Below are 15,453 nucleotides of genomic sequence, written 5' to 3' on the forward strand. Positions count from 1 at the left end.
TCCGGCAGTTCGATCTTGCCCGAGACGGTCGCGCTGATCAGCGTGTCGCCAGGCTCGACGCGGCATCGGCGCGGCCTCGGCCGAGGCCAGCGCGGCCGAGCGCATCATGGGCATCGGCGGCGGCGGCCGCTGCTGCTGATCGTCAGGTGACTGATCCGATAAGGCTTGCCGAACGCATCGGCGATCACCTTGGCGCGGGCCTTGAAGGCGGCAAGCGCATCGATCATGGCCTCGTTTTCGGCCTTTTTCCGAGTTTCCGGCGCCGGCAGCATGGCCAGGCTGGCGACGCCCAGCGAGGCCTGAAGCTTGCCCAGCAACTCGGAGAGGGCTGCGGTGTCGGCAGACTCGAGGGTCAGTTCCGAGCGCATTCGCCAGCCTTCGATCCTGTTGCCCTTGCCGTAGACCGGATAGGTGTGCGTGGCTCCGCTCTGCGTCTTGACGCTGCTGTAGGCCTCGGCCGTCTTCAGGCCGTCGGCAATCAGGCCGTTCACTCGCCGGGCCAGTTCGCCCGGCGCGGCGCCTGACGCTTCGGCAAATAACGTTGCGCGGGCGAGGTCGTTGGCTGCCGGCCGACTGGCCTCCGCCGCCAGCTCGATGGTCGTGACATTGCCGGCTGCCGCAGCCGTTGCCGAGGTGGCGAATAGCAGGGCGAGCAGGGGCATTGCCTGCAGTAGAGGTCGAAAAGCTTTCATGGCATCTCCGGGTTTGTCGTGTTCGAGAAGGGCGAGCTTCTGCAGGCTCTCGTTTGCCGGGCAGTTTCCGGGGTGAGCGATGCGGCCTGCAAAGGTCCGATTGTAACGGGATCCAGGTGTCGCTTTTTGGTAGTCAGACGCCGGGAAGCTTGGTTAGAATCCGCTTCACCCGCTCGCTGCGTGCGATCGGGAAGGGCTTTTGAGGGGGAACCATGCTGAAAGCAGGACAGGCAGCGCCGATGTTCGTCCTCCCCGATGCGGATATGGAACTCATCGACATTGCCCGGTTCAGGGGAGGAAACATGTCATTCTCTTTTTCTATCCGAGAGATGACGCGCCGTGCTGTACCTTGCAGGCAACCGATTTTTCCGATCATGAGGACGAATTCGCGCGGCTGGACTGCCTGATCATCGGCATCAGCCGTGACGACTGCATCAGGCACGCGGAGTTTCGGGACAAGCATGGTATTTCGGTGTGTCTTCTTTCCGATGCCGAAGGCTCGGCGTGTGAACAATACGGTGTGTGGCAGGCGAGAGAAGTGAATGGTGTCACCAAGTATGGCATCGTGCGCTCGACTTTTTTCATCGACAAACAAGGCGTTCTCCGTCTCGCGCTTTACGGAGTTAACGCCAAAGGCCACGCGCTGGCAATGCTGCGCGCGGTTAAGGAACTCAATTCATGAACATGCAAGTTGCCAAGAATACGGTTGTCACCCTCGACTACAGCGTCACCGATACCGAGGGCGAACTGGTCGATGCCGGTCAGGAACCCCTCGTCTATCTGCACGGCGGCTATGACGACATTTTTCCGATGATCGAAGAAGCCATGCACGGGAAGCGGATTGGCGAGTCGGTGGTGGTCAAGATGCAGCCCGACGACGCCTTCGGTGAGTACGATGCCGCCCTGGTCCAGCTCGAACCTCGTAGCCAGTTTCCCCTGGAATTGCAGGTTGGCATGCAGTTTGAAGGGGTGCCTGAGGGCGCTGACGACGAGGATGACGAAGACGTCCTGATTTATCGGGTGACCGAGATCGCCGACGACAAGGTGGTGCTCGATGGCAACCACCCACTGGCCGGGATGGCCCTGGTGTTTACCTGTACGGTGACCGACGTTCGTCCGGCCACGGCTGAAGAAATCAGCCATGGGCATACGCACGACGATAGCTGCGACGACGAGGATTGACTGCCACTCAAGGTGTCTTCCGAAGGGCTGGCGGTTAGCTCCCACGGTTGCTGGCAGCCGGTTTGCCCTGGCCGTGCCGCCAGCTTTCCCGGTCGCCAGGAGAAAGTCAGTCAGCGCTGTCGCCAGCTCCTGATCCGTTGGTGTGCGAGCCGGGGAGGCCGGGCCTGAAGTGACAGCCGCCATCTCGACCATCGCTGTACCGCAGCGGCTGCTGCGCGGAGACCGGCGGCCGCGCGTGGCACTTGTGGGCCGCGCGCGTACAGGCAAGAGCAGCCTGTTTCTAGCCGCCTCCAGCACCTCGCCGCAGCACCGGCGACTGCTGCGCGACGGGGACGCCTATGGCGAATGTCTGGTCGACATCGGACTCGAGCAGATTTCTCTGGTCGACCTGCCGGCCGTCGATTCCCTGCACTCGCTGAGCGCACACGACCGCATCCTGGTCAAGTATCTTCTCTGGGGTGACCGTTGGCCGCCGGTGGCTGCGCACGAAGCGGAACAGCCAACCGTTGCCTTCCATTCCCCCGATGTCCTGATCCAGGTGGTCGATGCCACCGCGCTGCAACGCGACCTGGAACTGACGCTCGAATTGACCCTGCTCGGCAGACCGCTGGTGATCGCCCTCAACCGCGTCGACGAAGCGCGTCGCAAGGGCCTCTACATCAATACCGGGGCGCTGGCGGACCGGTTGGGGGTGCCGGTCGTGGCGACCGTGGCGCACATGGGTCTGGGGGTCGCGGAGCTGTTTCGCGCTGCCCTGGGGGCAGCGCGAAGCGGGACCGTGCCGGTCACCCAGTCGCCAAGCGAGTACATCGATGAGGCCCTGAAGCCCTTGCGCGCGCTGGTCGCCCGACCGGAAGTCGGGGACGCCTTTCAAGTGCCGTGGCGCTTCCTGCTCATGCAGTTGGCGGAAAACAACGACTATTTCCTGCAGGAGCTGGGTTGTCACTTTTCGCAACTGCTGCCCGAGGTGCTCGCCGCGCGCCGCGCTGCCGAGCGTTACCTGCCCCGCCCGCTGTCAGACGAACTGCACGCCGACCGGCATCATCGGGCGGCATTGCTCTTCGAGAACGTGACCCGTTTCGGTGGCCTGGCCGATGCCGGGCGCTGGCAGCGCTTGCTCGACGGTGTGTTCCTGCATCCCCGCTGGGGTCTGGTCGGCAGCCTGGCGGTGTTCGCCCTGGTGCTGCTGATGGTGTTCAAGGTCAGCACGATGCTCGACGGGTGGACGGCGGCACCCTTGGTGGAGTGGGCGCAGCGGTGGCAGCCGGCGTCTACCGCCGGGGTGGTCGGACGGGCAGTACTCGACGGTCTGATCGGGCTGGTCGGTATCGTCATCCCCTACATGCTGCCGCTGGTGCTCCTGCTGGTCGCGCTGGAGGAGTCCGGAATCATGCACCGGGTGGCCTTTGTCGTTGACCGGGGTTTTCACCGCATTGGCCTGCACGGCGGCGTGGCCGCTCCCTTTCTCGTCGGCTTGGGCTGCAACGTACCGGCGATCTCGATGGTGGCGGCGACCAGCAGCGGCAAGGATCGCATCGTTGCCACCCTGCTGCTGGCCTTCGTTCCCTGTTCGGCACGCTCGGCAATCATTCTGGCGATGGGCGGCAAGTATCTCGGGGCTCTGGGTGTCTTTGCCATCTTTGCCCTGACCTTTGTCGTGCTGACCGTGCTGGGTGGGTTGCTGGCCAGGCGGTATGCCGACCTGGCGGTCGGTCTGATCCAGGAGATCCCGCCGTATGCGCTGCCACGCTGGCGAGGGCTGCTGGCGAAAACCTGGGAGCGGACCCGCGACATCGTCACCATCGTGACGCCCCTGCTGGTTGCGGGCAGTGTGCTGCTGGCGCTGCTCAACCACTTCGGCGCCGACCGGACGATCAACCTCCTGCTGTCACCGATCACCCACTGGTGGCTCGGCCTGCCGGTGTTGCTCGGCGTGCCGATCCTGTTTGGTGTCCTGCGCAAGGAACTTTCCTTGCTGATGGTCTATCAGGCGCTGGGGACGATGGAAATCGTGCCGCTCCTCGACTGGGTGCAGATCGCCACTTTCCTGGTCTTCATCACCTTCTACATTCCCTGTGTGTCGACCTTTGCCGTGATGCTCAGGACCATTGGCGCGCGCCAGGCGTGGTTCTCGATCGGCTTGTCGGTCGCCGTCGCCTTGCTCATCAGCGGCGCCGTCCGTCTGCTGCTGGAAATGTGGTGCGTGCTCTTGCCTTGACTGGCCGGGGAAGAGCACCAATGCCCGGCACGCCGGTGACCCACGTTGCGGCGACAGCTAGCGCAGCAGTTTGCCGGCGCGATTGAGGATGGTAATGTCCACGAAGCGTGAGCCAGCATGTCGCTTGGGCGAAAAGCTGATGAACACGCCACCGGCGTCATAGTCCCTGATCGCTTCGATCGTATCGCGCAGTTTCTTGCGCGTCGGGTTGGGGCCGGCACGGCGCAGCGCTTCAGCCAGTACCTTTGCCCCAAGGTAACCTTCAACGAAGGTGTGGTTGAGGGTCACGTCCTTGGGCTTGAACCGGGCAAAGTGGGTCTGTATCTCCCGGATCAGGGCAACGGTATGACTGCCCGGGTCGGGAACGACCTGCGTCAGCGCCAGCCCCTCTGCCCTGTCGGCGCCGATCCGCTGCACCACCTGCGCCGCATCGGTGACCGAAAGTGCGACGTACTGGGCAAAGTTTCCCGCTTCGCGCGACTGTTTGAGAAACTCGGCGCTGGCTGCGGTATTGGCAATCAGTATCACCGCTTGCGGTTTCGCGGCAGCAATGGTCTTGACGGCGGCGGCGACGTTGGTGGTGTTCTTTTCGTAGGATCCCTTGGCTTCCAGCGAACCACCGGACTTCCTGACCGCCTGCTCGGCACTGAGCAGCGCTCCCTGGCCAAAGGCGTCGTCCTGATAGAGGACGGCAAAGCGAGTGTAGCCGGTGGTGGCGTACTGGTCGGTGATTTTCTCGATTTCCTCTGCGTAGCTGGCGCGGGTCATGAACAGGAACGGGTCGTTCCTTCGCACCAGCGATTCTGCACCTGAGCGTATCGCGATCAGGGGAATGCCGGCTTCACTGAGGACCTTCTGCTCGAGCATCGCCTCGACATTGCCGGTGCCGACGAAACCGATGAACGCCAGGGGCTGCGATTCCTTCAGCATGTCGCGCGCCTGACGAACCGTCTCCTCGGTCTTGTAGCCGTCATCCCGGGTGACCAGTTGAATCCTGGCGCCGTGAACTCCCCCCTCGGCATTGACCGCGTCGAAGCACAGTTTCGCACCTGCCCGCATGTGCGTTCCCGTGGGCGCCAGCGGACCGCTGAAAGCTGCGACCTGGCCGACGACAATGTCGCTGGCGGTCGCCGCCAGTGGCGTCAGAACGAAGAGGACGACAGCCAGCACGGTGCGCAGCAAGCCGATCTGTTTCATGATCGATTCCTCCTCAGGCGGTTATCTCAATTAAGTCTAGAGCTTGGCGTCGCTGATGTCGACGGCCTTGTTCGCGGCCGAAAATCAGCGCCGCCGGTAGGGGTGAACCTCGAAGCGGAAAAGCTGCGGATACTCGCTATCGACGATGACTTTCACCCAGCCCATGAGCGGATAGCCAAAGGTCTCCAGGCGAGTGAAGTTGCTGATCGGCCGACCCGTCGTCGGATCGCGCAACGGCTGGTCGATGCGCTGCCAGTGCGTATCGCCGTGGATGAGCAGGACCTGACCCGGGAAGGCCAGGGCCTCGCTGCTCAGCGTTTCCAGCAGATCGCGGTAACCGACGTGCGTCAGGCCGGCGGTGTGGTGCTTGAAGCCAGGGTTGCCCTGCATGACGATGACGATGCCGGCCGACCGCTCACGGTGCGCGGCGGCAAATCCTTGCCGCAGCCAATCAATCACCACCGGGTTGCGGGCCAGATACTCGTCGCGCGGCGCGCGCCCGATGCCGAAATGGTTGTTCGGACCCGGGACATTGAGCGACACGAAGATCACCGGGCCCAAACGCCAGCGCAGGTGCTCCGGGTAGCCGCCGGCCTGCTGTTCGACAGCGATCGTCTTTCTGCCGAGCGAGCGCGGCTCGGCGAAGAACAGCTGGCGCAGCTTCTGCAGTCGCTCGACCGGGTCGAAATGGCCCGCCGCCAGCTGCCGGCAGTCAGTCCATTCGTTGTCGCCCGGGACATAGACCAGGGGCACGGTTGAAGCGTCAAGGAGCGCCCGGCGGTCGAGGAAGACCGCGTCGCTGCAAACCAGCCTGCTGTCTTTGAAGTCGCCGGCGTGGACGATCAGGCTGGCATGTTCGGCGGCGATGTCATCCAGCATCCGCGGCAGTTCGCGCCGCTCGTAATCGCTGTACGGGGTGTCGCCGATGGCGGCAAAGCGCCAGGTTTCAGCCGCTGTCGTCCCGGCGAGCAGCAGGCCGAAGGCGGCGGCAAGCAGCTTGAGGGCGGTTGGCTTCGATGGGCTGTTCATGGCAGGAGCGATTTCAGCTCGTAGAGCGCGTCGAGCGCCTCGCGCGGCGTCAGTCGGTCGGGATCGATGGCACGCAGCCGGTCGATCACCGGCGACGCCGCCGGCTCCTGCGCTTCAGCGGCGCTGGATAGCGCGCTGGCAAAAAGATCCGGCTGCAGGGGGTTGATCGACGCCCGCTGTTCAAATTCGCGCAACTGTCGCCGGGCCGCCTTCAGTACCGACGAGGGAATCCCGGCCAGCGCGGCGACCTGAATGCCGTAACTCTGGTTGGCCGGGCCTTCCTCGACAGCGTGCAGGAAGACGATGCGCTCGCCATGTTCGATGGCGTCCAGATGGACATTGGCCAGGTCCGAGTACTCGTTGGCGAGCAGCGTCAGTTCGAAGTAGTGGGTGGCAAACAGCGTCAGGCAGCGGTTCCTTTCGAGCAGGTGGCGACAGATGGCGAAAGCCAGCGCCATGCCGTCAAAGGTCGAGGTGCCGCGCCCGACCTCGTCCATCAGCACCAGGCTGCGATCGGTGGCGTGATGCAGGATGGCGGCGGATTCGGTCATCTCGACCATGAAGGTCGAACGGCCACCGGCAAGATCATCGGCGGCGCCGATGCGGGTGAAGATCTGGTCGAGCGGGCCGAGAACGGCGCGGGCTGCCGGTACGTAGCTGCCGATATGGGCGAGCAGGGCGATCAGCGCCGTCTGTCGCATGTAGGTGGACTTGCCGCCCATGTTCGGGCCGGTGATCAGCAGCAGGCGCCGCTCGTCAGCCAGGCGGGTATCGTTGGCGATGAAGGCTTCGCCGTCGGCGAGCTGGCCTTCGACGACCGGGTGCCGACCCCCCTCGATCAGCAGCCCCGGTTCGGACGAGAACTGCGGTCGGCAGTAGTTGCGGAGTTGTGCCGTATCGGCGAAACCCGTGAGCAGATCGAGGCTGGCCACCGCCTGGGCGATCTGCTGCAGCTGCGGCAGGTCGGCCTGCAAGGCGCCGAGAACACCATCGTAGAGCAGCTTTTCGCGCCCCAGGGCTCGGTCCTGTGCCGACAGGGCCTTGTCCTCGAAGGCCTTGAGTTCCGGCGTCAGGTAGCGCTCGGCGCTCTTCAGCGTTTGCCGGCGACGATAATCCTCGGGGACTTTGGTGGCGTTGGCATTGCTGACTTCGATGTAGAAGCCGTGCACACGGTTGTACTCGACCTTGAGGTTGGCGATCCCGGTACGCTCGCGTTCACGCGCTTCGAGCTCGACCAGGAAGGCGCCACAGTTGTCGTTGAGCGCGCGCAGTTCGTCGAGATCGGGATCGAAGCCATTGGCGATGACGCCGCCGTCACGGATCAGGGCGGCGGGCTCGGGCAGAATGGCGCGGCACAGCAGGTCGAAGGCCGCCACCGGGGTCGCCAGGTGCGCATGCAGTTCGGCGAGCAGCGGTGCGGCGGTCGCCGCCAGCGGTGCGCGCAGCTCGACGAGGCGCTGCAGGCTGTCGCGCAGGCTTGACAGGTCTCTCGGCCGCGCGCTGTAGAGCGCGATGCGCCCGGCGATACGTTCGACGTCGGCAAAACCGCGCAGCGCCTGCCGCAGCTCTCGCAGCGTGTGGCCACCGTCGTCGAGCAGCATGGCAATCGCCGCGTGGCGGGCGGCAGGGACGGCGGGGTCGCACAAGGGATGGTGCAGGGCGTGGCGCAGGAGCCGCGAGCCCATGGCGGTGATGCAGTTGTCGAGCAGGCTGCAGACCGTCGGTGCCGGCTGGCCGCGCAGGGTCTCGGTCAATTCGAGGTTGCGCCGGGTCGCTGTGTCAAGTCCGAGGAAGGTCGCGTCGCGTTCGACAATCAGCGCCCGCAGGTGGGGCAGGGCACGCGTCTGCGTCGCTTTGGCGTAACGCAGCAGGGCGCCGGCAGCAGCGATGGCCGGCCGCAGACCGTCGGCACCAAAGCCGGCCAGCGAGGTCGTGCCAAAGTGCGCACGCAGTTCGCGGCCGGCGGCCTCGACGTCGAAATGCCAGTCCGGCTGACGGGTCAGCGCCACTTCCGGGGTGAAGCTGAGCGCCACGCTCTCGGCAACGATGATTTCGGCCGGACGGATACGTTCGAGGGTCGCCGCCAGCCTTGCCGGCACGACTTCGGAGACGCGAAAGTCGCCACTCGCCAGATTGATCCAGGCCAGGCCGGCGAGTTGCCGGGTGAGATGGATGGCGAGCAGGAGGGTGTTGCGTTTCTCGTCGAGCAATGCCGCGTCGGTCAAGGTGCCAGGGGTGACGATGCGCGCCACGGCACGTTCGACCGGACCCTTGCTGGTCGCCGGATCACCGATCTGCTCGCAGATCACCACCGACTCACCCAGCCGGACCAGCTTCGCCAAGTATTGCTCGACCGCGTGGTAGGGTACGCCAGCCATCCGGATCGGCTGCCCGGCCGACTGGCCGCGTGTCGTCAAGGTGATGTCGAGCAGGCGGGCGGCCTTTTCCGCGTCGTCGAAGAACAACTCGTAGAAGTCGCCCATCCGGTAGAACAACAGGATGCCCGGATGCTCGGCCTTGATGCGCAGGTACTGCTGCATCATTGGCGTGTGCAGCGTTGGCGAGCCTTCCCTGGCACCCTGATTCTTCTGCATGTTTATGTCAAGCCATTGAGTTATCGTGCAAACGGGTCGGCATCTTCGGGCTGGAGATGATCAAGGAAGCGCGTCGCTACACGACGACACCTGGCTTTGCCGTACAGGTTTCTGTGGTGTATTCGGAAGAACCTGTGCCAATGCTCTGGTTACCGGAAAAAAACCGCTACTGGGGACCGCTCCTGGGCTTCGGTGCGCGTTCAATCAAGCTGTTGCACAGGTCAGCATCTTACCAGTGCGACTCCGGGATTGCGGATGCAGCGTACTCAGACAGGAGGAGCTGGACTTACCGGTGCCGAAGCCCACTCGCTCAGAAGCTGCGGCAGGTGCGGATCGACACCGGCAGGCGGCCAGATTCCTGCCTGGCTGCGTGCACACCGGACGAGCGAGGCCAGGTGATTGGCGCCATCCGCTCGCAGGGACTGCCTCGTGGATCAACGGCCCTCAGCGCGCGAGTTCCCGGGCCTGATCGCGCCAGTAGGTCAGGGCTGCGTAGTATCCTTGCCAGACACAACCGTTGCAGCCCCGACCACAGCAGGTATCGGGCACGGGCGGAGGAGGGCGCAGGCTGAGGCCTCGCTGGCTGAGCAGGGCTTCGATCGCGCGAACGAGTGCCTGCGCGTCGGCGAGGTTGTTCATGGGCAGGGAAAAAGGATCGGGACAGGCGTTCGTGTCGGGCATCATGGCTGCGGGTGGATATGGGGTGGATATGGGGTGGATATGGGGGGATATGGGGTGGATAGCGGGTGACGACGGGCGTGTGCTCGTCCGCCAGTCCGGTGATCATGGTTCAAGGATGCGACGATTCACCGAGGCACTGACGGTCGTCAACACCGAATTCCGGCAAGGCGCCCATGCTGCACCAGCCAGGGGACTTTCTTTCAGGGATGATCATCATGAAGCGGCGAACCTTCCTCGTCGGTGCCGGCGTCGCGGCGGCTACGGGCGCAGGAGTTCACTGGCTGACGCGCGGTCCGGATTATGACTCAGTGGCGGCCAACTTGTGGTCGCATCGGTCGTCTGCCAGCGGCGCGGGGTTCGCCGATCTGGTCCACTACGCGACCCTTGCGGCAAACAGCCACAACGCCCAGCCCTGGCACTTCCGGCAGACGCCCGTGGCTGTGGTGATCGCGCCGGACTTCACTCGCGCGCTGCCGGTGGTCGATGCCGACAATCATCACCTCTACGCCTCGCTCGGCTGCGCCGCTGAAAACCTGATGCTGGCGGTCCGGGCGGCCGGGAGATCGAGCGAGCTGACTTTCGATCCGGCAGGCGCAGGGCGAGTCCAGGTGACGACCGGGCGGGCCGGTGCCGCGCGTGATGCCCTCTTCGAGGCCATTCCCGACCGGCAGTGCACCCGTTCCGACTATGATGGCCGAGCCCTCGGCGCGGCAGACCGAACCGTCTTGCTGCAGGCGGCACGGGTCGACGGTTGCGAGTTGCTGCTGATCGAGGATCGGGCCAGGGTCGAACAGGTGCTTGAGCTTATCCTGGCGGCCACCACGGTCCAGGTCGCCGACCCGGCCTTCGTGGCGGAACTGCGTTCCTGGCTGCGTTTCAATGCCCGCGCGGCAGTCGAGCGTGGTGATGGCCTGTATGTCGGCTGTTCCGGCAATCCGACGCTGCCGACCTGGCTGGGGTCGATCCTGTTCGGTGCCTTCTTCAAGCCGGCCGCAGAAAACGTGCGCTACGCCCGGCAGGTGCGCTCCAGTGCCGGGCTGGCGGTCTTTGTCTCGGAGCGCGACGATCCGGCGCACTGGGTTCAGGCCGGAAGGAGCTATCAACGCTTTGCCCTGCAGGCGACCGCACTCGGTATCCGCCATGCGCATCTCAATCAGCCGCTGGAGATCGCACCCATACGCCGGCAGCTTGGGGCACTGCTGGGGGTGGGTGATCGTCGTGTCGACCTGATGGTCCGTTATGGCCATGCCGCACCGATGCCGCGTTCCCTGCGCCGCCCGGTCAGCGATGTGATCATCGCCACGTGAGTCCTTTATGACCAAGGCGCTGCGAGCGGGCTGTACCTACTTTGCCGGGGCTTTCGCCGTCGGCTTTCTCCTCGGTGTGTTGCGCACCCTGGTGCTGGTGCCTCGGGTTGGCGAAACCGCGGCGGTACTCATCGAGCTGCCGATCATTCTTGGCGCCTCCTGGTTGATCTGCCGACGCATTCTGCGGCGAGCACCGCTTTCCTCGGGCGAAGCGGTCGTGATGGGCGCTGCTGCCTTTGTGCTGCTGATGATTGCGGAGTTGTCGATGTCCATCCTGTTGGCGAATCGGACATTCACGGCGCATCTGGCGCTTTACTCCGAGGTGGCGCATCTCTTGGGGCTGGCCGGGCAGATTGCCTTCGCGCTGTTCCCGGTGCTTCAGGCAATGCGCCGTAAACCAGGGAGAGGCTGAGATGCGCCAGCGGCGAGTGGCAAGGGGCGATCCAATCGGTCGGTCAGGAGGATCCGCAGGTTGAACCGGCTCTCGGCTGCTCTTATCCCGTGTCCTCGCAATCAGATCCTGGGTATGCCCGGGTAAAAAAGTCCCGGAGGCCGCAGCACCCGCGGCGTACGGCTGCATCTGCGCGATCCGCCTGGTGCCCGCGCCCCCTGCGTTTTGATCAGCGTGACCCGGTCGGTGAATCCCCCGCCCACGACAGCGGCCCGATCGGCCTGAACTGCGGCGGCGCTTCGTCCAGCAGTGCGGCGACGATGGCCTCGGCGCAGCGCGTGTCGCCGAAATAGCCGAAGTGGTGCGTCTGCGCCGATTCGTCGAGGAAGAACAACGCCGGCTGGTGCCGCAAAGCGCCGCCGAACATCGAGCGTGTCGGCACGACGAGGTCGTTATCGCTCAGGAAGAACGCGTCGGTGGCGAGGCTGCGGAACCAGCCGTCACCGCTGCCTCCGACGCGCTTGCCCGCGATCACGCGCAGCACCGAGTCGACCGGCTCGTCGGCGGCCGGCAACCAGCGCAGCAGCGGGCTGCCGGGCAGGCTGGCCGCCAGGCCGGGCAGCGTGGCCGGGTCGATGCGCTGGCGCGCGGCTTCGATCAGCAGCTCGCGTGCCGGAGCGGGCAGCACAGCACCCGCATGCTCGGCCGACCAGACCAGAGCCGCCAGATGAGCGTCGAGCTTACCCGACATCAACAGTTGCCCACGCAGGGGGCCGGCGACACGAACGACGCGCTCGATGCGGATGCGGCTGGCTTGCAGATGTGACGCCAGGCGCGCCAGCCGCGCGTTGGTCGCTTCGTCGAGCGCGGTCGCGCCGGCGGCATCGAGCGCCGATGCCCGCACCAGCAACTCGGCGACGAGCCCGCCGCTGCCATGCGTGAGCAGATGCAGCCGGGTGCCCGGGGCGCACGCCTCGACGAGCCCGATGGCATTGTCGATTGGGTCGGTGCCGATGGCGGCATGGGCCGAGGCGTAGACCTGGTCGGGGTAGGCTTTGCGCAGCCGCTGCCATTGCGCGGGCTGTTTCGACCACAGGCCGCTGAAGGTGACCACGCTGTCGACCAGCACACCCGGGATCAGCACCAGCACCGGCTGGCGCGCGTCTTCGACGCGTACAGGTGACGATGGAGCGGGGCCGCCGAACGGAGGGTCGCTGTCGCAACGAACGAGGCGGCCGGGTGGGCCTTCGAGCTCGCGCACGAGCTCGATGAACGGCCGGTTGTCGCTGCCGGATACGGTCATCACCTTCAAGCCGCGCAGCAACAGCCCGGACAGGAACGACGGCCGGCTGGCGCGCTGTGGCGCAAGGAGCTCGCGCGCCGATTCCGGGTGCAGCGTGATCTCCGAGCCGTCTACGGTCTGGAACATCACGACGTCGCGGCCCGCCACCGCCTCCGTCGTTGTTGAGTCGCCCGCAGCGAGCTGCACCACACCGCGCTCGACCGAACGTTCGATGTAGCGGCGCTCTTCGGCGAGCAACCAGCCCGGGGCCTGGCCGAGCCAGTGGCGCGAGTCTTCCAAGGCGCGTTCGGTCAGCAGGCCCTGGTCGCTATCGGGCTGCGCCACCCACGCCGCGACCATCGGTTCGACCGCTTGACGCCAGCGCAGGAAAGCGGTCGACCCCGCGTAGGCCGCGTCGGGCTCGAACAACGGCCGCGAATCGGGTCGCACCGACGAGAGCTTCACGGTACAAGCGCCGTCGGGGCCCGCCTCGGACCAAAGGTCCACGAGCCCGGCGTCGGCGAGGCGGTCGCGCAGCGCCACTGCTGCGGCAAGGTCGGTGCGCAAGGCGCCAAGCCCGGCCAACACTGGCCACGGCCGCGCGCGCGGCAACCAGGCACCACTTGCGTCCACGCTCAGTAGCGCCAGCAGCAGCGCCCAATGCCGCGTGGGATCGTCAAACGTCGCAAGGGTCGCACGCGCACGTTTGGCGAACGCGCCGCCCAGGTGGCCCAGTTCGTCCAGCGCCTGGTTGGTGATCCAGCCGCGCCGGCGTTGCTCCCACAGCAGGTGCAGCACCGGCTGCAGTTGCGACACCGCGTTGCGTGCCGGGCCCGCGCTGTCGATCAGGCGCTCGACCAGGCCGGGCTCGAGGAGCTGGCCGGTGCTGCGGGCCGGCGCCTCGATCGCTTCGCGCAGCGCGGCCGCGTCCATCGCTGCGAGCGTCAGTACCGTTGCCGTACCTGCGGCGGGGAGCAGTGTGGGCTCGATACCGCGACAAACGAGCAGCAGCTTGCGTGCTTGATGCGAACCTTGCACCAGGGCGTCCACGCGCCTGGCGCGGGTCGCCGCATCGAGGCCGGTCGTGGTCTCGCTATCCAGATGGTCGACGATCACCAGGTCGAAGGTCGCGTCGCGCGTGGGTGCGTGCGACGGCGGCAGCTCGGGCCATGCGGGCTGCCGCGCATCGATTAGCGTCGTGCTGCGCAAGCGCGCGCCCGCCTTCCGCTCGCGCAACGCGGGCAGCAAGCCGGCGCGCACCAGCGAGGTCTTGCCGACCCGTGCCGCGCCTTGCAACACGACCACGGGATGTCCGTCGAGCGCCTGCGCGATGCGCATCGTTTCGCTTGAACGACCGAAGAAGCGTGTCGCGTCGCTTTCGTCAAAAGGGAGCGCACCGGGGAACGGGTTGGCAGTCTGCGTGCCGCGCGCAGCCGCAGGTTCGTCGGCTCGTGCCTGCTCGAGCAGCCCCTGCAACAGTCTTGCGTAACCGGCCTCGGACTCGTGACGCAGGTCGAGCCAGTGCAATTCATCCAGGCCAAAGGAGCGCAGCGCCTTTTCGTCCGCGCCGGGCAACAACACCGGGATGATGCGCACGCCGCGCCGCTTGCGTGCCTCGGCGAGCAGCCGGCTGCGCCAGCCTGAGCCCGACGACCGCCCGAACAGCAGCAGCAGGTTGGCGCTGTACGACAACGCGACTTCGATGCGCTGGGCGAAATGCGCTCCCGGCTCGAGTTCGGTTCGGTCGATGAAGACGCGAAGGCCCTCATCGCTCAGCCGCTCCCATAATTTCATCGCGAACGCGTGGTCATCACGCCCGTAATCGATGAAGGCGTCGTACCCCGCCGAGGTCTTCGTCGTATCGGCTTCCATTGCCTGCGCCCGCGGCACGCCCATTCCTGCGAACTCGGCTTCGGCTTCCGCGCGCGGACGTTCGAAGGCGCCGCTGCCGTCGGTGAGCAGCAGCAGCGCCGAGGCCAAGCGCTCGATATCGGCGTGAAAGCCGGTCAGCTCGGCCGCCTGTGGGGCACCCACCGCCATCTCCCCCACCGAGAGCGCGATTTCGTAGCGCAGCGCCAGCCGCTCGTAGCCGAGCCCTGCTTCGGCCAGCACCTGCGGCATCCCGAGCACACCCATTTCTCGCGCGAAATCGTCGAGAAACGCCTGCCGCTTGGGGTGCTCAGCCGCCAGCCGTGCGGGTATGGCCAGCGTCTGCAGCGGCTTGCCCCGGCGCAGCGCGCGCACGTTGTCGGACGTGAAATCGCGCGCCACATCGCGCGTGCCTTCAAGGTTCTGCCAGTTTGGCGCGCTCAGCATCACCACCGCATCGGCGAGCTGGTAGGTGCATACGCCACCCATTTCGGTGACGCCGGTGCGGCTGTCGACCAGCACCGCATCGAAGCCGCGCCCGTCGGTGGCCAGCCAGCGCCGGCGCAGCCAGTCGAAGAAGCGGTCGCCTTTCCAGTTGTAGAAGAAATCCTGCCAGTTGAAATTGCGCACCGCGAGTGCGTAGTCGCGCAGCTTGTCGACCGGCTCGCGGCAGCCGGCCGAAAGCAGGTGCACCGAGCCGCCAAGTGTGCCGGCACTGTGGATCACCGGCAGCTGGTAGGCGTCGAGCTGGCGGAAGTCGGCGCGCTCGAAGGCGGCCTGGCTGGTCAGCGCTTCCTTGTATTTGGCGATCAGGTCGATGAGGCCCGGTTCGGCGCGCCGGCTGCGGCTGCCTTCGCCGTCGAGAAAATATCGTTCGAGCCCCGGCGCCTCGAGGTCGAAGTCGACCGCCAGCACACGCAATCCGCGCATCGCCAGCGCGCGGGCCGTGGCGGCCAGCGCCATCGAGCGACCGACGCCGCCCTTGTAGCTGTAGAAGGTGAAGATCATCGC

The 15,453-nt window shown here is 65.8% G+C and carries 10 protein-coding genes and 1 pseudogene; 5 read left to right on the forward strand and 6 right to left on the reverse strand.

All coding sequences use genetic code 11. The features are described 5' to 3' along the window. Positions 1 to 104: 104 nt before the first annotated feature. Entirely contained in the window at positions 105 to 692 is a 588-nt protein-coding gene (locus V5B44_RS15445) for an SIMPL domain-containing protein (protein WP_332359891.1), read from the reverse strand. 212 nt (positions 693 to 904) lie between these two features. Here V5B44_RS15445 and V5B44_RS15450 point away from each other — a divergent pair. The 3 genes and pseudogenes from V5B44_RS15450 (at position 905) to V5B44_RS15460 (ending at position 4,092) form a co-directional block, all read left to right on the forward strand. Further along, positions 905 to 1,374 (forward strand): annotated as a pseudogene (locus V5B44_RS15450) (peroxiredoxin). A 2-nt stretch (positions 1,375 to 1,376) separates the two neighbouring features. Beyond that, positions 1,377 to 1,874, forward strand: coding sequence for an FKBP-type peptidyl-prolyl cis-trans isomerase (locus tag V5B44_RS15455; RefSeq protein WP_332360058.1), 498 nt, complete (start codon positions 1,377 to 1,379; stop codon positions 1,872 to 1,874). Between the two features lie 169 nt (positions 1,875 to 2,043). Next, a complete protein-coding gene (locus tag V5B44_RS15460) occupies positions 2,044 to 4,092 on the forward strand; it encodes a ferrous iron transporter B (protein WP_332359892.1) in 2,049 nt (682 codons plus the stop codon). Between the two features lie 57 nt (positions 4,093 to 4,149). On the opposite strand, the gene V5B44_RS15465 is transcribed toward V5B44_RS15460, so the two are convergent. The 4 genes from V5B44_RS15465 to V5B44_RS15480 all read right to left on the reverse strand — a co-directional run bounded on the left by V5B44_RS15465 (position 4,150) and on the right by V5B44_RS15480 (position 9,596). Next, positions 4,150 to 5,289 (reverse strand): ABC transporter substrate-binding protein, encoded by a 1,140-nt coding sequence (locus V5B44_RS15465; protein ID WP_332359893.1) that lies wholly within the window; start codon positions 5,287 to 5,289, stop codon positions 4,150 to 4,152. An 84-nt stretch (positions 5,290 to 5,373) separates the two neighbouring features. Beyond that, the gene (locus V5B44_RS15470) at positions 5,374 to 6,318 is read right to left on the reverse strand and encodes a metallophosphoesterase (protein WP_332359894.1); all 945 of its coding nucleotides are present in this window, start codon (positions 6,316 to 6,318) and stop codon (positions 5,374 to 5,376) included. Next, a complete protein-coding gene (mutS, locus tag V5B44_RS15475) occupies positions 6,315 to 8,912 on the reverse strand; it encodes a DNA mismatch repair protein MutS (protein ID WP_332359895.1) in 2,598 nt (865 codons plus the stop codon). The genes V5B44_RS15470 and mutS overlap by 4 nt, the downstream gene beginning before the upstream one ends. A 444-nt stretch (positions 8,913 to 9,356) precedes the next feature. Then, on the reverse strand, positions 9,357 to 9,596 hold the full coding sequence (locus tag V5B44_RS15480) for an oxidoreductase-like domain-containing protein (protein WP_332359896.1): 240 nt from the start codon (positions 9,594 to 9,596) through the stop codon (positions 9,357 to 9,359). Positions 9,597 to 9,808: 212 nt separating this feature from the next. On the opposite strand from V5B44_RS15480, the gene V5B44_RS15485 reads away from it, so the two are divergent. Together V5B44_RS15485 and V5B44_RS15490 are read left to right on the forward strand one after the other, a co-directional pair. Continuing rightward, entirely contained in the window at positions 9,809 to 10,900 is a 1,092-nt protein-coding gene (locus V5B44_RS15485) for an Acg family FMN-binding oxidoreductase (RefSeq protein ID WP_332359897.1), read from the forward strand. 7 nt (positions 10,901 to 10,907) lie between these two features. Then, positions 10,908 to 11,312 (forward strand): hypothetical protein, encoded by a 405-nt coding sequence (locus tag V5B44_RS15490; RefSeq protein WP_332359898.1) that lies wholly within the window; start codon positions 10,908 to 10,910, stop codon positions 11,310 to 11,312. 208 nt (positions 11,313 to 11,520) lie between these two features. Here V5B44_RS15490 and V5B44_RS15495 read toward each other — a convergent pair whose 3' ends face one another. Beyond that, entirely contained in the window at positions 11,521 to 15,450 is a 3,930-nt protein-coding gene (locus V5B44_RS15495) for a toll/interleukin-1 receptor domain-containing protein (RefSeq protein ID WP_332359899.1), read from the reverse strand. Positions 15,451 to 15,453 lie beyond the last annotated feature (3 nt).

The sequence above is a fragment of the Candidatus Accumulibacter necessarius genome, assembly GCF_036625085.1.

Coding starts and splice junctions, on each gene's coding strand:
- V5B44_RS15480 (WP_332359896.1), bottom strand. CDS start 9,596: ATGATGCCCGACACGAACGCCTGTCCCGATCCTTTTTCCCTGCCCATG.
- V5B44_RS15455 (WP_332360058.1), top strand. CDS start 1,377: ATGCAAGTTGCCAAGAATACGGTTGTCACCCTCGACTACAGCGTCACC.
- V5B44_RS15470 (WP_332359894.1), bottom strand. CDS start 6,318: ATGAACAGCCCATCGAAGCCAACCGCCCTCAAGCTGCTTGCCGCCGCC.
- V5B44_RS15490 (WP_332359898.1), top strand. CDS start 10,908: ATGACCAAGGCGCTGCGAGCGGGCTGTACCTACTTTGCCGGGGCTTTC.
- mutS (WP_332359895.1), bottom strand. CDS start 8,912: ATGCAGAAGAATCAGGGTGCCAGGGAAGGCTCGCCAACGCTGCACACG.
- V5B44_RS15465 (WP_332359893.1), bottom strand. CDS start 5,289: ATGAAACAGATCGGCTTGCTGCGCACCGTGCTGGCTGTCGTCCTCTTC.
- V5B44_RS15445 (WP_332359891.1), bottom strand. CDS start 692: ATGAAAGCTTTTCGACCTCTACTGCAGGCAATGCCCCTGCTCGCCCTG.
- V5B44_RS15495 (WP_332359899.1), bottom strand. CDS start 15,450: ATGATCTTCACCTTCTACAGCTACAAGGGCGGCGTCGGTCGCTCGATG.
- V5B44_RS15485 (WP_332359897.1), top strand. CDS start 9,809: ATGAAGCGGCGAACCTTCCTCGTCGGTGCCGGCGTCGCGGCGGCTACG.